Raw genomic sequence first — 18211 nt, forward strand, 5'->3', positions numbered from 1 at the left:
ACGGAGAGTAATCGAAATGGAAGGGGTTCGACCGATGAAGGCCGAGTACATCGCCGCCCGCACCGACCGCACCAAGGTCACCGGCCGGGTCACTGACGCCAAGACCAGCGTGCTGACCGAGTTGCAGCGCGGCGACGCGAAAGCCACCTCATTGCTGGGGCTGTTCGGCGCGGTGCTGGCCGGCGTCATCGCCCTGATGCGCAGCGGGCTCTCGACCGCAGCGGTCGTGCTGCTGTTCCTCGCAGCGATCCCCACCGCCGCCGCGGTCGTGCTGCTGCTGTGGGTGCTGCGACCGAACCTCAACGGCGGCAACGCCCGGTCCGGGTTCCTGCGCTGGGCGGCGTTCCTGCGTGACCCCGCCGCCCTGGTCGCCGACTTCGACCGTCCCCAGCGAGCCGACGACGAAGCCCAGCACCTGGCGATCCTCTCCGTGCTGGCCATCGCCAAATACCAGCGCATTGGTGCCGCCATCTACTGCCTGCTCACCGGCCTGGCCTTGACCGCACTCGCGCTCATCGCCGCCTGATCACGCCCACCCGACACGAAGGAAGGACCGCTCAATGAACCTGCCCGAACACCTCGGTGACGTGATCGACGACCTCACGCGGGCCTGCGACAGCGCCGCTCGTCGACGCCTCGACCACAGCGATCTTGTGCAGTCCCTGCACCGGCTCTCCCAGGTCATCGCCCGCACCAACACGGTGGTGAACCACCTGGGCAGCCGCCTGGCCCAGGGCGCCGACGACGTCGGCTACACCACCCAAGCCCGCGGTCGCCTCGCCGACATGTACATGGTCCTCAACCACGCGAAACAGAACCTCTCCGCCGCCGGGGCCGGCACTCGCCGGGCCGCCGAGGTCCACGAATACGTCGTGCGGGGCGACAAGCTCTTTCGCACCCCGATCGACCACCGGTGACCGCCGTGGACTTCACCGACGACGAAATCGCCGCCGCGGTGCTCGCCACCGCCGTCCACGAAGCCGGGCACGCCGTACTCCACACGTTGTCCGGGCTGCGAGTTGTGGCCATGCACGTGTGGCACCACGGCGGCGACGTCACCAGCGGCCGGGTGGACATCGCCGAAACGGAGATCGATGACGACCAGGTCGACGGCTACCTGACCTCCGTCGTCGCCGGTGGCGAGGCCGAAGCGCTGTGGCTTTCCGAGCACTCCCGCCGCAGTCTCCGACAGGCCCGACGCCAGGTCTACAGGTCATGCCGCAGTGACCGGCTCAACTACCGCCGCACGCACCGCGACGTGGCCGACAGCCTTACCGAAACCGCCGCGCGAGACCGCGCGCACACCCTGCTCACCCGCCACTGGGACCAGGTCGAGCGCCTCGCCGTCCGGCTCGCCGACGCCCGGCACCTCACCTGCCCCGCTCTTTGATCCGCCGAACGGAAGGGAACATGCCATGCAAGGACTGCCCGAAGTCTCCGTCGCCGGGACGCTGACCGCCGACCCCGAGCTGAAGTTCGTGCCCAGCAGTGGCGATGCGGTCGTGAACTTCACCATCGCCGCCAACGACCGCAAGTTCGACCGCGACGCCCAGAAGTGGGTCGACGGGGACGTGACGTTCCTGCGCTGCTCGCTGTGGCGCCAGGCCGCCGAAAACGTCTCCGAGTCCTTGACCAAGGGAGACCGAGTGGTGGTCGTTGGGGCGCTCAAGCAGCGCTCGTGGCAGACCGACCAGGGCGACAAGCGGTCGGTCGTGGAGCTGGCCGTGTCCGAGATCGGCCCGTCGCTGCGCTGGGCCACTGCCAAGCCCACCAAGGTCAAGCGCAGCGCCCCCGCGGCGCCCGCGGCCACGGTCCCCGGCGAGCCCCCGTTCTGAGTCACCCCGTGAGGTAGCGGCGCGGCCCCGTTCAGCCCTGCAAAAGCCTCGGGGCCGCCCCTACCCCTCGCCTAGGAGGAGGTACCTGTCATGTTCGCAGAACTCGCGCTGGTGGCTACCGCCAGCGGTGGCACCGCCGCCGTGGCCTACGCCAACCGGCTGCACCGCCGGTTGCACACCGACCCGCTGACCCGGCTCGGAAACCGCGACGCCCTGACCCGCGTGTTCCGGCGGGTGCAGCGCCGCGCCGGGCGCGGCGGGCTCGTCGGGCTGCTGCTGGTTGACGTCGACCGGTTCAAGCTGATCAACGACACTCACGGCCACCGCACCGGCGACGCCATGCTCACCGCAATCGCCGCCGATCTCGACGACTCATGCAGGCCGGGCGAGGTGCCGATTCGGCTGCACGGCGACGAATTCGCCGTACTGCTCACCAACCTCGCTGACGTGCGCGTTGCGGAACTGCGAGCCCGTGACCTGCGCAGCCACCTCGCCACCACGCACCTGGTCGACGGGCTCCCGTTGGCCGTGTCGGTCTCGATCGGTGCAGCCGTCGACACCGCCCGCACCACCACGCTGCCCGCACTGCTCGGCCACGCCGACACCCGCATGTACGGCGACAAGCACACCCGCCCCGTCACCACCCTGCCCACCCGCACCGCCGCACCAACGCGTCAACGGGACCTGCCGAGGGAGGCCGCCTGATGACCGAACACACCACCACGATCACCATCTCCACTCGCGCTCTAGACACCGCCACCAACGACTACGAGGCCGTGGGCGCCGCGCTGAAAGCTGTGATCGACGCCCCGAACTCGGAGGCGAGGGAGAACGAGCTGTACGTCCTCGCTCACCGCAGTACCGCTTTGGCCGACGCCTACCGGGCGCTTGCCGGAGCATGCGTGTTCCACCGTGGCCTCTTCTTCGCGCTGCGAGCGGCCGGCCAGCACTACGACGACGTCGCTAGGGAAAACACTGCCCGCGCGGGCCGGCTCAAGACCCTGCGACAGCTGGAGGAAGCGTGAACATCGCAACTGCACAGCTTCGCGCGTGGGCGCTATGCCTGGCCGAACTCGGCTGGCACGTCTTCCCGCTGCGCCCCGGCACGAAACGCCCCGCCCTGCACGGACATCGCACCTGCCCCGGAACGGGCGTCTGCGCCAACGGACACCGCGGGTGGGAGCAGCGCGCCACCACCGAGCCCGACCGCATCCGCGGCTGCTGGTCCGAGATCCCGTTCGGTATCGGGATCGCCACCGGCCCGTCCGGGTTGCTGGTCGTCGACTGCGACCAGCCCGGCCACGGGCACCGCCTAGCCGACGGCTGGAACACGTTGGGGATCACCACCGGCTCGGAAGTCCTCGCCAGCCTCACCCGGCGCTCCGGGCAGCCCTGGCCCGACACCTACACCGTGGCCACCCCGTCCGGCGGAATGCACCACTACTTCCGCGCCCCGGCCGGGCTCCGCAACACTGCCGGCATTCTCGGCCCGCTGATCGACACCCGCGCCGAAGGCGGCTACGTCGTCGCACCCGGATCGACCACTCCGGAAGGCGCCTACGAACTCCTCGACGACACCGAACCGGTTGATCCGCCGGGGTGGTTGGTCCGGGCACTGGCTCCCAAGCCGTCTACGGCGATCTCAGCGCCTCGTGAGGTCGCTCCTGTGCGGGTGTCCCGCTACGTATCTGCCGCTATCCGGTCCATCTGCGACCGGCTGGCAGCGACCGGCACAGGGCCGCAAAACCACGCACTGCACCAAGCCGCCCTGCAACTGGGGCGCCTGGTAGCCGGGGGAGCCGTCGACGACGCCACCGCCCGCACGGCACTGCACCACGCCATGTCCCGGCTGCCTCTCACGCGACCGAACGAGCCGTGGAACCCGGATCAGATCGACGCCACGATCGACTCCGCATTCCGTTGGGCCGCTGATCACCCGCGAGCCCTCCGCAACCGGGGTGATCAGGCCGCATGAGCACCCCGCAACCGCAAACCCCCGGGCTCGGGCGCATCCAGCGCCCGAGCCACCCCACCCACACCGGAGAGGAGGAGCCCATGACCACCCAACTGCACGCCGTCCCGGACACCACCGACCAGCAGCCCGCCCGCTGGGAGGACGCGCCGATCCCGCTGGACAGCGTGCGTGATCTGCCCGCGTTCCCGACTTCTGCACTTCCCGGATGGCTGGCTGACATGGTCGGCGCGGTCTCCGAGTTCACCCAGACCCCGCCGGATCTGGCCGGAAGCGTCGCGCTCTCGTCGCTGTCCACCGCGATCGGCGGCCGCGCCTCGATCAAGGTGCGCCCCGGCTACACCGAACCGGCGAACCTGTTCCTGATCGCCGCCCTCCCGCCCGGGACCCGCAAGTCCGAGGTGTTCCGAGTGATGACCACCCCGGTGTACGCCGTTGAGCAGCACCTTGGCGAGCATGCCATGCCGAAGATCGAAGCCGCCCAGCTCTCCAAACGCATCGCCGAGCGTGAAGCCCGCGAAGCCGAAGAGAAGGCCGCCAGCGACGACCCGTCCTCGGTCGACGACGCCACCGACGCCGCGCTGCGCGCTCAGGGCATCGTGGTGCCGCCAAAGCCGAAGCTCGTGGTCAACAACATCACCCCGGAAAAGGCCACCGCGCGCCTGATTGAGCAGGGCGGCAGGCTCGCCGTGCTCGCCCCGGAGGGCGGCATCATCTCGATCATCGCCGGGCGCTACTCCGGCACCGCGAACTTCGACGTGTTCCTGTCCGGCCACGCCGGTGAACCGCTCGACGTCGAACGCCAGGGCCGCGACGAGATCCGCGTCGACGCCGCGCACCTCACCCTTGGGTTGGTCGTGCAGCCGATCGTGCTCAAGAACCTCGCCGCCATCACCGACGCCCGGGACAAGGGGCTGTTGGGCCGGTTCCTGTACTCGCTGCCGACCTCCACCCTCGGGTTCCGCGAGACCCGCGCGGCTGCTCCGATCCCGGACGAGGTCGCCACCGCCTACGACACCCGCATGCGCACCCTCGTGCACCACTACGCGGGACTGTCGAAGCCGGTGCCGTTCGTGTTCAGCAGCGACGCCAACGAGGCCATGTACGAACTTCAGGCGGAAGTGGAGCCACACCTGCGGCCCGGTGCGGCCTACGGGCACATGACCGACTGGGCCGGAAAATACCCCGGCGCAGTCGCCCGCCTCGCCGGGAACCTCCACGCCGCCCACCACCTCGACACCGCAGGCGAACACGAGATCACCCGCGACACCTTCACCGCCGCACGGCGACTCGGCGAGTACTTCCTCGCCCACGCCGTGGCCACCTACGACCACATGGGAACCGACGCCACCCTCGACGACGCCCGCACCATCCTCGCCTGGATCGAACGCACCCAACCCACCGCATTCACCCGCCGCGACGTGCAAGCCGCCCACCGCCGCCACTTCACCAGCGCCACCTCGATCGACCCCGCCCTCGCCGTGCTCGAAGACCGCGGCCACATCCTGCGCACCGACCCGCCCGCCCGCACTGGACCCGGCCGCAAACCCGGCGCCACCTACTGGCCGCACCCCTCCTACCGCGCACTCGCCGACCGGCCCTGAACCGCTACCCCGTACACAAAATCCACACAATCCACAGAAACACCGAAACCGCAGGTCAAGGCACTCATGTCCGCTCGTGCGGAGCGTCAACAAAATGGACACAGAATGACACAAAATTCAGCCCCGCCCGTCCGACCGGTCACCGCAAGCTGCTGACCTGCACGGATTTTTGTGCACATTCTGTGGACATTCTGTTGACGCCAGCAAGATCACAACACGGCCCGCTGACCTGCTGAAACGACCAGCCGCCGGGGTTTTGTGGATTTTGTGGATTCTGTGTACGCCCCCTTCGCTCTCACCGCCCGGGAGACACCCATGTCCGAACGCCGCTACCGCACCAGCCTCGACTGCTACGACCCGAACGCCGACCGCCACCCTCTCCCGACCTACCCCTGGGGCGAGGCACCCGAGCACCTGTTCACCCGCCGCCAACTCCGCGAAACCGGACTTTGCCCAGGCCGACAACCCGCCGTCGCCCAAATGCTCCGACCACGACAGCGCCGACCGACCGACCCACTCCGCGCCTGGCTCTACGACGGACACCACGCCACCGAGAAACGCACCCCCACCCTCGCCCAGCACCGCGCCATCCGAGCGATGAACCGCGCACACCGCATCTGCGACACCTGCGACTGCGACGTCGGCTACCGCATCCCCAAAACCCCACCACTCCACGGGGAATGCCTCGACTGCCACGACAGCCGTACCCAACCGGCCGTGGCCTGAACTGGAGGAACCATGCCCACTCGACGAAGCGGCACCTGGATGACCGTCCCCGAGTTCTGCACCGAGATGGCCATCTCCCGATCCACCTTCGACGACTGGCGCGCCAAAGGCCGAAGCCCGAAGTGCATCCGGCTCCCCAACGGCTCACTGCGCATCAAACGCACCGACTTCGACACCTGGCTCGACACCCTGGAGGCCGACGCGGCGTGACCGACACCAGCTACAACGTCCAGATCTGGGAAACCAAACCCCGTAAGAACGCCAGCGGCAAGGTCACCAGCTACCGGGTCCGGTGGCGTGTCGGCACGCACGAGCATCACGAGTCGTTCAAGGGAAAGACGCTCGCGAGCAGCTTCCACGCACAGCTCGTGACCGCCGCCAGCAAGGGCGAAGCGTTCCTCGTCGACGAGCCGGGACTCCCGGTGTCGATGACTCGGGCGACGGCGAATCAGATGAGCTGGTTCGACTTCGCCTGTGCCTACGTCGACATGAAGTGGCCGCACACGTCCCCCGGCCACCGCAAGAGCACGGCGGACTCGCTGATCGTGATCACAAGCGCACTGCTCACCACTGAGAACGGAAAACCGGATCAGAAGGTCACGAATAGTGCCCTGCGCACCGCCTTCAGCTCCCGCGCCCGCAACGGCGAGCATCCGGATGAAATCCGGCGGGCTCTGCGCTGGATCGCCGACCACACCCACAAGGTGAGCGCGCTCGCAAAACCCGAGCTACTGCGCGACGTACTGCGAGCGCTCGACCTGAAGCAGAGTGGCGAACGCGCGGCGCCGGACACCATCCGGCTCCGCCGTACGACGTTCCGCGGCGCGATCGACTACGCGATCGAGAAGAAGCTGCTGACCGCTAACCCCCTGGACGAGGTGAAGGTGAATCGCAACACCGCAACCCTCAAGCAAGTCGATCGGCGCTCAGTCGCCAACCCTTTTCAGGCCAGGATGCTTCTACATGCCGTGCAGAAGCGGAGCGACCGGCTCACGGCGTTCTTCGCGCTGCTGTACTACGCGGCGTTGCGCCCAGAGGAGGCGACGAACATTGGCAAGCGGAATCTAGCTATACCGGCGGAGGGGTGGGGTGAGCTGCACCTCGACAAGGCGACACCAGAGATTGCCGAGCCATGGTCTGACTCTGGCGCGCGCAGTGAGCCGCGCAACCTGAAGCACCGGGTGGACAGCACCGGGCGAGTGGTCCCGTGCCCGCCTGAGCTCACCGCGCTCCTGCACCGCCACATCGCCAAGCACGGCACGGCACCGGATGGTCGGCTGTTCGCAGGCGTGCGTAATGGCGGACGTCTTGGAAGCAGCGTCTACGGCCGGGTGTGGGCACAAGCTCGCGCCGACGTGTTCACCAAAGAGGTCCAGTCATCGCCGTTGGCGAAGCGCCCCTACGACCTCCGTCACGCCGCAGTGTCGACGTGGCTTAATGCCGGCGTTGAGGCGACCCGTATTGCCGAGTGGGCCGGGCACAGCGTGCACGTCCTACTGCGCGTCTACGCCAAGTGCCTGGACGGGGGCGAGCAGGCAGCCAGGGAGCGGGTACAGCGCGCGCTCGGCGGTTGAGCCCCCACGGCCGTGTCCGCGCATTGTCCGCGGACAGCCGCAGAGGTCCGTAGGCGCTCGGGTCCAACCGCATAGGACAGCAAACGGCCCGGTGACCGTTCGTGCAGGTCACCGGGCCGTTTCGGCTGGTGTGCCAGGTGGAGGATTCGAACCTCCGAAGCTTTCGCGGCTGATTTACAGTCAGCTCCCTTTGGCCGCTCGGGCAACCTGGCGTCGCCTGCCAGCTCTCGCTGGCTTGCGGGGACAAGAATACAGGTGTGCGTCGACCGGTTCCGGAGGGGGTGCGGCCGGTAGCGTGTCCGGGCGAGACGTCTCGTTCCAACAGGAGGTATGCGCGGTGGCAGACCCGTCGTTCGACGTGGTGAGCAAGGTGGACCGGCAGGAAGTGGACAACGCGCTGAACCAGGCCGCCAAGGAACTGGCGAACCGGTTCGACTTCCGCGGTACGGGCACGAAGATCCAGTGGTCGGGGCAGGAGGCGATCGTGCTGGAGTCCGAGACCGAGGAGCGGTGCCGGGCCGCGATCGAGGTGTTCAAGGAGAAGCTGATCAAACGCGGCATCTCGTTGAAGGCGTTCGACGTGGGTGAGCCCGCCGGCTCCGGGCAGGTGTACCGGGTCAGCGGCAAGGTCGTGCAGGGCATCGAGCAGGACGTGGCGAAGAAGATCTCGAAGAAGATCCGCGACGAAGGCCCGAAGGGCGTGCAGGCGCAGATCCAGGGTGAGCAGCTGCGGGTGTCCGGCAAGAAGAAGGACGATCTGCAGAACGTGATCCAGTTGTTGAAGTCCACCGATTTCGACGTGGCGTTGCAGTTCGAGAACTTCCGCTGATCCCGGCCGCTTCGGCGCCGGCCGTCCGTGGAACCAGGCCGGGTGCCGCTCAAGGCAAGCACGGCACCCGGTCTCCGGCTTCGAACACGATCACGTCGAGTGGCCGCAACGCCGCCCAGCGTCGCCGCTGCGCCCCGAACCAGCATCTCCGTGCCCTCAGGGCCACCCGAGCGGATTCACATTGATCTTGAGCGTCTCAGCCGCTCCGCCGATCGGCGTGGAACGGGACACTGTCACCGGGAAACTGCGGTTACCTCCAGGACCGGTTCGTCTACCGTGGTGACGACCGACAGGCGCTGGAGGGATGTCCGGGTGAAGGGAATCGTGCTCGCGGGTGGCAGCGGCACGCGGCTGCACCCGTTGACGCAGGGCGTGTCGAAGCAACTGCTGCCCGTTTACGACAAGCCGATGGTGTACTACCCGCTGTCGGTGCTGATGCTCGCGGGGATCCGCGACATCCTGCTCATCTCGACCCCGGTGGACCTGCCGCTGTTCCGGCGGCTGCTCGGGGACGGATCGCAGTTCGGCGTCAACATCGAGTACGCGGAGCAGCCGCAGCCGAACGGGCTCGCCGAAGCCTTCGTGATCGGCGCGGACTTCATCGGCTCCGACCCGGTGGCGCTGGTGCTCGGGACAACATCTTCTACGGCCAGGGCTTCTCGCGGGTGTTGCAGCAGAGCACTCGGGATCTGCACGGGTGCACGCTGTTCGGCTACCCGGTGCGCGACCCGCACCGCTACGGCGTCGGCGAGGTCGACTCCGCGGGCAAGCTCGTGTCCATCGTGGAGAAACCGGAGCGGCCGCGGTCCAACAAGGCCATCACCGGGCTCTACTTCTACGACAACGACGTGGTGGACATCGCTCGCGGCCTGACCCCGTCGCCTCGCGGCGAGCTGGAGATCACCGACGTCAACATGGCCTACCTGCGGCAGGGGCGGGCGCACCTGACCGAGCTGGGCCGCGGCTACGCGTGGCTGGACACCGGCACGCACGACTCGCTGCTGGAAGCGGGCCAGTTCGTGCAGGTCCTGGAACACCGGCAGGGCGTCCGCATCGCGTGCCTGGAGGAGATCGCGTTGCGGATGGGCTTCATCTCCGCGGACCAGTGCCACGCGCTCGGTACCAAGCTCGCCAAATCCGCCTACGGCGAATACGTCATGGAAGTGGCCCGCTCCGCGGGTGCGACGGTCTGAGCGAAGCCCCGCAGGACACCGCGGTCAGGGCATGGGTCGCCGGCCCGCCATGCCTTCCAGTCGTTTCACCCGGTCGCTGATCGGCGGGTGGGTGGAGAACATCCGGGCCATCTTCTCGCCGGGGCGGAACGGGTTGGCGATCATCAGGTGCGACTGCGACACGAGCTTCGGGTCCGGGGCCAGCGGAGCCTGCTGCGTGCCGCGTTCCAGCTTGCGCAGCGCCGAGGCGAGCGCCAGCGGGTCCCCGGTGAGCTCGGCACCGGACGCGTCCGCCTGGTACTCGCGGGAACGGCTCACCGCCATCTGCACCACGGCCGCCGCCACCGGCCCCAACAGCGCGATCAGCAGCATCGCCACCGGGCTCGGCCGGTCCTCGTCGTGGCCGCCGAACATGCCGAACAGCATCCCGAAGTTCGCCAGGAACGTCACCACACTCGCCAGTGCCCCGGCGACGCTGGAGATCAGGATGTCCCGGTTGTACACGTGGGACAGCTCGTGGCCGAGCACGGCGCGCAGTTCCCGCTCGTCGAGCAGTTCGAGGATGCCGGTCGTGCAGCACACGGCGGCGTTGCGCGGGTTGCGGCCGGTGGCGAACGCGTTCGGCGCCCGGGTCGGGCTGAGGTAGAGCGCGGGCATCGGCTGGCGCGCGGAGGTGGCCAGCTCCCGCACGATGCGGTACATCGCGGGCTGCTCCGCTTCGGACACGGGACGTGCGTGCATGGAACGCAACGCCAGCTTTGCCGAATTGAAATAGGCGTAGCCGTTCATGCCCAGCGCCACCACCAGTGCGATGACCAGGCCCATCCGGCCGAACAGTGACCCGACCAGAAGGACCAGGGCGCTCATTCCGCCGAGCAGCAGCGCGGTCTTGAGTCCGTTGAGATGCCCGCCCACTACGCCGTGTCCTCCGTGTCTGTCGCTGCTCACCGTGCGTCTCCTCCGGGCTTTCGCCGAATCGCCCTCGACCTGCGACGTCACTCGTCCACATCGTCGGGAGTCATGGGGGAAACGTGTGGCGGACGACCGAAGTTCCGTTGTCGTGGCGTGCCCCACGACACCTGAGAGGTCCAGACCGATTCGACCATGGTGCAACGATGACCTGCAACGGTGCGATCAGACCACATGGGACCGGGACGCCAAGATCCATCGGGCCTAGCATGGCCGCGCCACCGAAATGAAGAACTTTCCCGCCTGGGGGTTGGCGGGAGAGCAGAAAGGATCCCAGATGTTCGCCAAATTGCGCAGGCGCCGCAACACCGGCGCCGCCCCACGGCCCGGCGCCGGAAACGCCGGATATCTCCCGGAAACCCCCCTCGATGGCGGCGTCATCAGCTGCCAGGTGCACGACGAGATGGGCAAGTTGCTGCCGGGAGCGCTCGTCACCATCACCGACCGGCTCAACCAGCAGATCGCAAGCGCCGAGACGGACAGCTACGGCTCATTCCTTGCAACGGTGCAACCGGGGATGCACAAGATCTCGATCAGCGCGGGCGGCTTCAAGCGCAAGAGCGCTCGCATCGAGGTCCGGGTCAACCAGCACACCTCGCTCGGCGGCGTGCGGCTGGAATCGGACAACTCGCTGGCCCTGCCGCAGCCCGGAGTGTGGACCTTCGACCCCACGCACACCGAGATCCACTTCGTCGCGCAGCACGTCGGCATGTCGAAGATCCGCGGCCGGTTCAACTCGTTCGAAGGCCAGATCCAGGTCGCACCGCGCTTCCAGGACTCCCGGATCGACGTGGTGATCGAAGCGGACAGCATCGACACCGGCGTGAACATGCGGGACACGCACCTGAAGTCCGCGGACTTCCTCGACGTGGAGAACTACCCGAAGCTGTACTTCAGCAGCACCAAGTTCAACCAGGTCCGCGGTGACCGCTGGCTCATCGACGGTGCGTTCACGCTGCGCGGCAGCAGCAGCAGCGTGCAGCTCGACACCGCATACCTGGGCCAGCGGACCTGGCAGGGACCCGGCTTCGACAGCGACCGCCGGGCCGCCTGCCGCGCCACGACCAGTCTGCGCCGCGAGGACTACGCGGTGAACTGGCAGGCGACGCTCGCCAAGGGCATCGCCGTCGTCGGTCCGACGATCGACATCGAACTCGGCGTGCAGGCCGTGCTGGAACAGTGATCGCTCGCGCCGACGGTTGTGGGGAACCGTCGGCGCCCCAGCTGTTCTGCCACGTCAGCCGTGCAGTTCCATCGTGCAGCACTTCGGGCCGCCGCCCGACTTGCGCAGTTCCGAGACGTCCACGTGGATCGGCTCGTAACCGCGCAGCCGCAGCTGATCGGCGAGTCCGGTCGCTTCCAGCGGCAGCACCACGTTCCTGCCGTCCGAGACACCGTTGAGCCCGAGGCACGCGGCATCGGCGCCGTCCGCGATCACCGCATCCGGGAACAGCCGCTCCAACACCCGCCGCGACCCCGCAGAGAACGCCTCCGGGTAATAGGCGATCTGCGGGTGTTCGCCCTGTTCCAGGACGAACAGGGCCGTGTCCAGGTGGTAGTAGCGGGCGTCGATCAGCCGCAGCGAGACCACCGGCACGCCCAGCGCCTCCTGCGCCTCGGCGTGCGCCTCCGGGTCCGTGCGGAAACCGGTGCCCGCCAGCAGCAGCTCGCCGGTCCACGCGAAATCGCCCTCGGCCTCGTTGGTCCTCGAGGGCATCACGATCTCGCGGAAACCGCTCTCGACGAACCAGCGGCGGAAGTGCTCTGCCTCCGCCGCGCGCTGCTCGGCGCGGAACCGGGAGCCCAGCACGCGGCCGTCGACCACGGTGCCGGAGTTCGCCGCGAACACCATGTCCGGCAGTCCCGGCTGCGCGGGAACCACCGACACGGCGTGGCCGAGGCGCTCGTAGGTCTCCTTGAGCTCCAGCCACTGCCGCATCGCCAACGCGACGTCGACGGGCTCGTCCGGGTTCATCCACGGGTTGATCACGTACTCCACGGCGAAGTGCTCCGGCGGGCACATCACGTAGTTGCGCAGCGTGGCAGTGCGGGGACGCGGCGCGGCATGCTGATCCGCGAATGCGGCGGTGACCGTCATGATACGAAATCTAATCGGGGCTCGGACGACGTTCAATAACGCTCCATTGCGCGAAATACGGCATTATGTTGCGCATGGATGCCTTGGATCAGCGAATCGTTTCGCAGCTGGTGACGGACGCGCGGGCCAGTTACGCCGAGATCGGCGCGGTGGTCGGACTCTCCGCTCCCGCGGTGAAGCGCCGGGTGGACAAGCTGCTGGACCTGGGCATCCTGCGCGGCTTCACGGCCGTGGTCGACCCGGAGGCGTTGGGGTGGGGAACGGAGGCCTTCGTCGAGGTGCACTGCCACGGCAACGTGCCCACGCACCGCATCCGCAGCGGCTTGGAACCGCTGCCGGAGGTGGTCGCCGCCTACACCGTGTCCGGCCCCGCGGACGCGATCGTGCACTTGCGCGCAGCCGACATCCACCACTTGGAAACCGCGCTGGAACGCCTGCGCGCGGTGGAATTCATCAGCCGAACAGTCTCAACGGTCGTGCTCTCCCGCCTACTGGAACGCCCCCCGCAACCCTGAACACCCCAGCCGCTCACCACGGCGCCACCCCGCCAACAACAAAGCCGTACCTAGCAACGAAGCCGAACCCTGGCGGCGAAGCCGTGCTTTTGGCGGCGAAGCCCGCGAAGGGCGAGCGAAGCCCCGTCTGCCCCGCGGCCGAAGGCCGTGCCGTGCGGCGAAGCCGTGCTTTTAGCGGCGAAGCCCGCGAAGGGCGGGCAAAGCCCCGCCTGCCTCGCGGCCGAAGGCCGTGCCTTGCGGCGAAGCCGTGCCTGTATGCGCGTCAGCGCATAGCCCACGTCACAAAGCCGACCACCCGCGGGTTCTCAGTTGGTCTCTCGCGAGGACAGCTTTTTCCCTCGTGGCGGAGCCACTCGGGAAAAAGATCCCGCAGCGAGGAAGCCACTGAGGTTCCGCCACCCGACCACCAAAGCCAAACGACCGGCTCAATCGTTCCAAGCGACGAAGCCGGCTTCCTCCGCGTCTGCTTCGCTGCGGAACCAGACCTCGGCGATGACCCGGTCGTAGTGCGGCGAGTCCGGGGCGTGGTACCGCCGCGAACCGAAATCACCCTTGATCATGTGCCCGTCCTGCTGCGACGGCTCCTGCGGCGTGGCCAGTGACTCGCGCCTGCGGTTGGCCTGCGCCTGCGGGTCGGCGTGCCAGGCTGCGCCGGGCGAACGGGAGGTCTGCTGCATTCCGGGGCGCGGTCCGGCGCCGGGCGTGCGTCGCGGCAGCGGGGTCTGCTCGGACTCCGCGACCACCGGCACGTCCGAAGATTGGACGGAACCGGACGCCGGTTCGCTGAACTCGTGGGCTCGGCTTTCCACCAGTGCACGCAGGTTTCCGGCGAAGCCGTGGTGGTCCTCGCGCTCGTCGGGCCGATCCGACGCCGCGGGCTGCTCCGGTTCGGGCTCGACGTCGTCGCGGGACGGTTCGGGCGTCGGCTCGTCGCGGGACGGTTCGACTGCGTCACGTGGCTGTTCGGACGCGGGTTTCGGCGAGCTCGCCAGGTCCGAGAGGCCGAGCGCGGCGGACAGCTCGGCCGCGCCGGACAGTCCGGGCGGACCGGTCCGCTCGGGGGTCTCAGCGGCAGTGTCGGGCCGCGCGAAGATCTCGGTCCCGCCGGCGGTCGAGTTCTCGGCCCGCGGCGATCCGGCGATCTCCGGTTCGGCGCCCTCGTCCACGGCGTCCTTCTGGAACCAGGTGCTCGCGGATTCCACCGGGCGGTCGGCCGCCGGGTCGACGGCGTTCTCACCACGACCGAGGGCCTGTCCGATGTCGGCGGAGGTGGGCCGCGGGGTGTCCTGCTCGGCTTCGTGGTTCGGCGGGATGGTCCACGGCGAACCCACCGCGTTCGACGGCACGACCGTGTCGTCCTCCCGGCCGCGGCTGGGCCACCAGCCACCGCTGGAGCGGCCCGCGTAAGCGCTCTCGTCCTCCTGCCACGCCCCGATGGGACGGGCGGTCGGAGTGGGTTGCGGGCTGCTCGGTGCCTGCTGCGGCGGCTGCGGACGTTGCTGCTCGGCACGCTGGGGTGTCTCGTCGTCGACAACGAGGTCGGCGACCTGCGAGCCGCCGCGCACCGAGACCTCAGCCCGGGCGTCGACCGCCGCCTGCTGCGCGGCGGACTGCTCAGCGGCCGGGTGCGGCAGCCGGGCGGTCTGCGTCGAATCCGTCCGAGGCGGCGGTTCGGGGACGTCCGGCAGGGGTTCTTCGTCCGCTTCTTGTTCCCAGCGCGGCTGGACGGTGGTGCGCTCGACCTTCGACGGCCGCGACGGGTCCTGCGCCCGCCAGGCCTGCCGGTCTTGGCGCGCGTCCTCATGATCCGCGAACTCGGACCTGACCTTGCGCAGCTTCCGCCGCAGCGGCAGCACGAACAACAACCAGGTGATCAAAGATCCGAGCAGGAACGCGGCGACACTCCACAACCACACCTGCGTAAACAGCCACACCACCGGCGACGCCCTCCTCAAGGCCACGTGGGGCACCGTGAGCTTCGACAGGCTACGCCGAACACGCTGCGCTCCGTACCTCGGCGCAGCTCGTCCCCCGAATCGGGTTTCGGATCAAACCCGAAAGAGCGGATCAGTGCGCCTAGTGTTCAGTTCCCGGCACCTCGAGGACCGCGGCCCACGCGTTCGTGGAACCGGATTCATCGCCACGGAGAGCCACCGGCCAACGGACCGGCCCGACACCGGTACCGCTACCCGAAGTGGGGCTCCGATGACGACACGTCACCTGAGCTACCGCGACCCGAACACCCGCCGGCCGAGGTCAGCGGGTCCGGGCCACCACGTAGTGAACCAGAGCCTCCAACGCGTTCCGCGCGGAGCAGGCCGGGAGCTGCTCCAGCACCGCTCGCGACTCCTGCGCGTACTCGTCGAGCTTGGCTCGCGCCCGCCGCAGACCGCTGGATTCGCGCAGCAGCTTCAAGGCCTCCGCCACGTCGTCGTCCGAGTTCAGCGGCTGCCCTAGCAGTTCGAGCAGCCGCGGATCGGTGTCCACGGCGTCCCGCGCGTAGATCATCGGCAGGGTCAGCACGCCCTCCCGCAAATCGGTGCCGGGGGTCTTCCCGGAGTCCGTGGCGGCCGAGGCGATGTCGATGACGTCGTCGGAGATCTGGAACGCGATGCCGATGCTCTTGCCGAAGGCCTCCAGCGCCGCCACGTGCTCGGGTTTCGCACCCGCCGAGTTGGCGCCGAACCGGCCTGCGGTCGCGATGAGCGAACCGGTCTTCTCGTAGATCACCTGGAGGTAGTGCTCCTCCGGGTCCTGTCCGTCACCGACGCCGATCGTCTCCCGGAGCTGACCGGTTACCAGCGCCTCGAACGTGGTCGCCATCCGCCGCACCGCGTCGGCGCCGAGGTCGGCGACCAGCCGGGAGGCGTGCGCCATGAGGAAGTCGCCGGTGAGGATGGCCACCGAGTTGTCCCAGCGCATGTTGGCGCTGGTCGCGCCGCGGCGCATCGTGGCCTCGTCCATCACGTCGTCGTGGTACAGCGTCGCCAGGTGCACCATCTCCACCACCGCCGCCGAGGTGATCACCTCGTCCGGCGTCGGGTCCGCGAAGTGCGCCGCCAGCAACGCGAACAGCGGACGGAACCGCTTGCCGCCGGCGTCCACCAAGTGCAGCGAGGTGCGAGTGGCGAAGTCGAATTCGCTGCGCACCGACTCGTGGAGCAGTTCTTCGACCCTGGCCATCCCCGAGGAGATCGACTCGGCCAGCGCCGGATCGTCGATGTCGAACCCGCTCGCAGCAGTACTGCCAGCCACGTTCCTGACCGGTTCACCAGATGGGCTGCTCACGTCACCGTCGCCTTCGCTCCCCCACCGAATCGCCCTACGGGCGGGCACTCTACGACACGAAACCACCCACACCGGCCCAGTCCAGAGCCACCGTGGGCAGCACGCCCAGCAACAGCGTGACTACCACACCCAATGTGATCGCCGCCGTCGTGAACGCGCCCGGCACGCTGACGGTGGGACCATCCGCGGCCGGTTCGCTGAAGTACATCAGCACGATGACACGAAGGTAGAAGAACGCCGCAACCGCACTGGCCACCAGGGCCACCACGACCAACGGGGCCATTCCGTCGGCCAACGCCGCCTCGAAGACCACGAACTTTCCGATGAAACCGCTAGTCAGCGGGATACCGGCGAGCGCGAACATCAGGAAGGTGAACACTGCGGCGAGCAGCGGTGAACGTTTCGCCAGCCCGGCCCAATCGGAAAGGTGAGTAGCCTCACCCTCCGAGGTTCGCACGAGGCTGATCACACCGAACACGGCCAACGTGGTGAATCCGTACGCCAACAGGTAGAACATCGTGCCCGAAAGACCGCGTTCGGTCAGCGCGATGGAGCCGATGAGCAGGAACCCCGCGTGCGCGATCGACGAGTACGCGATCATGCGCTTGATGTCGCTCTGGGTGAGTCCGAGGACCACGCCGATCACCATCGACACGATGGCCACCGCCCACAGCACGCCGCGCCACTCCCAGCTGGAGGTGTGCAGCGCGACCTGCAGGACACGCAGGATCGCGCCGAACGCGGCGACCTTGGTGCAGGCCGCCATGAACCCGGTGACGGCGGTCGGCGCACCTTGGTACACGTCGGGCGTCCAGGTGTGGAACGGACCGACGGACGCCTTGAACAGCAGGCCGATCACGAGCAGCCCGATCCCGGCGTAGAGCAGCGTGTCCGAGCGATCACTGCCCGCGGTGGCCTCGGCGATGTCGGCGAGCCGCACCGAACCGGCGTAGCCGTAGAGCAGCGCCAGCCCGTACAGGAAGAACGCGGACGCGAACGCGCCGAGCAGGAAGTACTTGACCGCCGCTTCCTGGGAGAGCAGCCTGCGGCGCTTCGCCAGCCCGCACATCAGGTACAGCGGCAGGCTCAGCACTTCCAGCGCGATGAACATGGTGAGCAGGTCGTTGGCGGCGCAGAACACCATCATGCCGCCGAGGGAGAACAGCGCGAGCGGGAAGACCTCGGTGCGCATCCCGGCGATCGCGCCGGTCGCGCGCCGTTCCCGCCCGGAGTCCTGTTCGGCTTCGGCGGCGGTCTCGGCGACGAACGCCCCGCCCGGTTCGACCGAACGGTCGGCGATGAGCAGGATCGCCGCGACGCCGAGGCCGAGCAGCGTCGCCCACAGGAACAGCGTCGGCCCGTCCACGGCAAGCGAATCGGACAGGGTGGTGACGCCGGTGCCGCCGGCCCGCGCGTGCAGGCCGAGCGCGATCCCGGCGCCGACCAGCGCGAGCAGGCTCAGCGCGACCTGGGTGGTCCAGCGGGAGCGCCGGGGCACGAAGGCTTCGACGAGCACGCCGATGCAGGCGGCGCCGAGCACGACCAGGACCGGCGTGATCGCCGCGTAGTCGATCGGCGGGATCGGAATCTGCTGTTGCGCGTGGACCGCGACCTGAGTGGCACCCACTG

Annotated in this window: 19 protein-coding genes, 1 tRNA gene and 1 pseudogene; 15 read left to right on the forward strand and 6 right to left on the reverse strand. The window is 68.5% G+C overall.

Translation table 11 applies throughout. The annotated features are described in order from the left end of the window. Window positions 1-16 precede the first annotated feature (16 nt). The 11 genes from H2Q94_RS28280 (at window position 17) to H2Q94_RS28330 (ending at window position 7711) form a co-directional block, all read left to right on the forward strand. The gene (locus H2Q94_RS28280) at window positions 17-526 is read left to right on the forward strand and encodes a Pycsar system effector family protein (protein WP_243790178.1); all 510 of its coding nucleotides are present in this window, start codon (window positions 17-19) and stop codon (window positions 524-526) included. A gap of 34 nt (window positions 527-560) precedes the next feature. Continuing rightward, on the forward strand, window positions 561-917 hold the full coding sequence (locus H2Q94_RS28285) for a hypothetical protein (RefSeq protein WP_243790179.1): 357 nt from the start codon (window positions 561-563) through the stop codon (window positions 915-917). Further along, window positions 914-1390, forward strand: coding sequence for a hypothetical protein (locus H2Q94_RS28290; RefSeq protein WP_243790180.1), 477 nt, complete (start codon window positions 914-916; stop codon window positions 1388-1390). The genes H2Q94_RS28285 and H2Q94_RS28290 overlap by 4 nt, the downstream gene beginning before the upstream one ends. 25 nt (window positions 1391-1415) lie before the next feature. Continuing rightward, entirely contained in the window at window positions 1416-1835 is a 420-nt protein-coding gene (gene ssb / locus H2Q94_RS28295) for a single-stranded DNA-binding protein (protein ID WP_243790181.1), read from the forward strand. 90 nt (window positions 1836-1925) lie between these two features. Next, entirely contained in the window at window positions 1926-2540 is a 615-nt protein-coding gene (locus H2Q94_RS28300) for a GGDEF domain-containing protein (protein WP_243790182.1), read from the forward strand. Continuing rightward, complete coding sequence (locus H2Q94_RS28305; protein WP_243790183.1) at window positions 2540-2860, forward strand: hypothetical protein; 321 nt, start codon at window positions 2540-2542, stop codon at window positions 2858-2860. Before H2Q94_RS28300 ends, H2Q94_RS28305 begins: the two co-directional genes overlap by 1 nt. Then, window positions 2857-3810, forward strand: coding sequence for a bifunctional DNA primase/polymerase (locus tag H2Q94_RS28310; protein ID WP_243790184.1), 954 nt, complete (start codon window positions 2857-2859; stop codon window positions 3808-3810). Before H2Q94_RS28305 ends, H2Q94_RS28310 begins: the two co-directional genes overlap by 4 nt. An 80-nt stretch (window positions 3811-3890) precedes the next feature. Beyond that, window positions 3891-5411, forward strand: a complete 1521-nt coding sequence (locus H2Q94_RS28315) for a YfjI family protein (RefSeq protein WP_243790185.1) — start codon at window positions 3891-3893, stop codon at window positions 5409-5411. A gap of 315 nt (window positions 5412-5726) precedes the next feature. After that, window positions 5727-6137, forward strand: coding sequence for an RRQRL motif-containing zinc-binding protein (locus H2Q94_RS28320; protein WP_243790186.1), 411 nt, complete (start codon window positions 5727-5729; stop codon window positions 6135-6137). Window positions 6138-6149: 12 nt separating this feature from the next. Then, window positions 6150-6347 carry a helix-turn-helix transcriptional regulator gene (locus tag H2Q94_RS28325; protein ID WP_243790187.1) on the forward strand — a complete coding sequence of 66 codons (198 nt, stop codon included), beginning with the start codon at window positions 6150-6152 and terminating at the stop codon, window positions 6345-6347. Continuing rightward, window positions 6344-7711 (forward strand): tyrosine-type recombinase/integrase, encoded by a 1368-nt coding sequence (locus H2Q94_RS28330; RefSeq protein ID WP_243790188.1) that lies wholly within the window; start codon window positions 6344-6346, stop codon window positions 7709-7711. The genes H2Q94_RS28325 and H2Q94_RS28330 overlap by 4 nt, the downstream gene beginning before the upstream one ends. Window positions 7712-7842: 131 nt before the next feature. Here H2Q94_RS28330 and H2Q94_RS28335 read toward each other — a convergent pair. Next, a tRNA-Tyr gene (locus H2Q94_RS28335) sits at window positions 7843-7923 on the reverse strand. A gap of 125 nt (window positions 7924-8048) precedes the next feature. On the opposite strand from H2Q94_RS28335, the gene H2Q94_RS28340 reads away from it, so the two are divergent. After that, the gene (locus H2Q94_RS28340; protein ID WP_243790189.1) at window positions 8049-8540 is read left to right on the forward strand and encodes a YajQ family cyclic di-GMP-binding protein; all 492 of its coding nucleotides are present in this window, start codon (window positions 8049-8051) and stop codon (window positions 8538-8540) included. A gap of 312 nt (window positions 8541-8852) precedes the next feature. Next, window positions 8853-9733: pseudogene (rfbA, locus tag H2Q94_RS28345) on the forward strand (glucose-1-phosphate thymidylyltransferase RfbA). 24 nt (window positions 9734-9757) lie between these two features. Here rfbA and htpX read toward each other — a convergent pair. Further along, a complete protein-coding gene (htpX, locus tag H2Q94_RS28350) occupies window positions 9758-10627 on the reverse strand; it encodes a zinc metalloprotease HtpX (protein ID WP_243795959.1) in 870 nt (289 codons plus the stop codon). A 331-nt stretch (window positions 10628-10958) separates the two neighbouring features. On the opposite strand from htpX, the gene H2Q94_RS28355 reads away from it, so the two are divergent. Then, on the forward strand, window positions 10959-11864 hold the full coding sequence (locus tag H2Q94_RS28355; protein WP_243790190.1) for a YceI family protein: 906 nt from the start codon (window positions 10959-10961) through the stop codon (window positions 11862-11864). 54 nt (window positions 11865-11918) lie between these two features. On the opposite strand, the gene ddaH is transcribed toward H2Q94_RS28355, so the two are convergent. Then, the gene (ddaH, locus tag H2Q94_RS28360) at window positions 11919-12779 is read right to left on the reverse strand and encodes a dimethylargininase (protein WP_397545388.1); all 861 of its coding nucleotides are present in this window, start codon (window positions 12777-12779) and stop codon (window positions 11919-11921) included. Between the two features lie 74 nt (window positions 12780-12853). Here ddaH and H2Q94_RS28365 point away from each other — a divergent pair, with 74 nt between their 5' ends. Then, window positions 12854-13294, forward strand: a complete 441-nt coding sequence (locus H2Q94_RS28365; RefSeq protein WP_243790191.1) for an Lrp/AsnC family transcriptional regulator — start codon at window positions 12854-12856, stop codon at window positions 13292-13294. A 425-nt stretch (window positions 13295-13719) separates the two neighbouring features. Here H2Q94_RS28365 and H2Q94_RS28370 read toward each other — a convergent pair whose 3' ends face one another. The 3 genes from H2Q94_RS28370 to nuoN all read right to left on the reverse strand — a co-directional run bounded on the left by H2Q94_RS28370 (window position 13720) and on the right by nuoN (window position 18209). Beyond that, window positions 13720-15231, reverse strand: coding sequence for a sunset domain-containing protein (locus H2Q94_RS28370; RefSeq protein ID WP_243790192.1), 1512 nt, complete (start codon window positions 15229-15231; stop codon window positions 13720-13722). A gap of 319 nt (window positions 15232-15550) precedes the next feature. Then, window positions 15551-16582 carry a polyprenyl synthetase family protein gene (locus tag H2Q94_RS28375; RefSeq protein WP_397545389.1) on the reverse strand — a complete coding sequence of 344 codons (1032 nt, stop codon included), beginning with the start codon at window positions 16580-16582 and terminating at the stop codon, window positions 15551-15553. Window positions 16583-16631: 49 nt separating this feature from the next. Beyond that, window positions 16632-18209 (reverse strand): NADH-quinone oxidoreductase subunit NuoN, encoded by a 1578-nt coding sequence (gene nuoN, locus H2Q94_RS28380; RefSeq protein ID WP_243790193.1) that lies wholly within the window; start codon window positions 18207-18209, stop codon window positions 16632-16634. Between the last annotated feature and the right edge of the window lie 2 nt (window positions 18210-18211).

The sequence above is a fragment of the Saccharopolyspora gloriosae genome, from assembly GCF_022828475.1.
In the GTDB taxonomy this organism is placed as follows: domain Bacteria; phylum Actinomycetota; class Actinomycetes; order Mycobacteriales; family Pseudonocardiaceae; genus Saccharopolyspora_C; species Saccharopolyspora_C gloriosae_A.

Excerpts from the sequence above, each read along its gene's own strand:
- ssb (WP_243790181.1), top strand. The coding sequence starts at position 1,416 with ATGCAAGGACTGCCCGAAGTCTCCGTCGCCGGGACGCTGACCGCCGAC.
- H2Q94_RS28315 (WP_243790185.1), top strand. The coding sequence starts at position 3,891 with ATGACCACCCAACTGCACGCCGTCCCGGACACCACCGACCAGCAGCCC.
- H2Q94_RS28320 (WP_243790186.1), top strand. The coding sequence starts at position 5,727 with ATGTCCGAACGCCGCTACCGCACCAGCCTCGACTGCTACGACCCGAAC.
- H2Q94_RS28300 (WP_243790182.1), top strand. The coding sequence starts at position 1,926 with ATGTTCGCAGAACTCGCGCTGGTGGCTACCGCCAGCGGTGGCACCGCC.
- H2Q94_RS28355 (WP_243790190.1), top strand. The coding sequence starts at position 10,959 with ATGTTCGCCAAATTGCGCAGGCGCCGCAACACCGGCGCCGCCCCACGG.
- H2Q94_RS28325 (WP_243790187.1), top strand. The coding sequence starts at position 6,150 with ATGCCCACTCGACGAAGCGGCACCTGGATGACCGTCCCCGAGTTCTGC.
- ddaH (WP_397545388.1), bottom strand. The coding sequence starts at position 12,779 with ATGACGGTCACCGCCGCATTCGCGGATCAGCATGCCGCGCCGCGTCCC.
- H2Q94_RS28365 (WP_243790191.1), top strand. The coding sequence starts at position 12,854 with ATGGATGCCTTGGATCAGCGAATCGTTTCGCAGCTGGTGACGGACGCG.
- H2Q94_RS28280 (WP_243790178.1), top strand. The coding sequence starts at position 17 with ATGGAAGGGGTTCGACCGATGAAGGCCGAGTACATCGCCGCCCGCACC.
- H2Q94_RS28305 (WP_243790183.1), top strand. The coding sequence starts at position 2,540 with ATGACCGAACACACCACCACGATCACCATCTCCACTCGCGCTCTAGAC.
- H2Q94_RS28285 (WP_243790179.1), top strand. The coding sequence starts at position 561 with ATGAACCTGCCCGAACACCTCGGTGACGTGATCGACGACCTCACGCGG.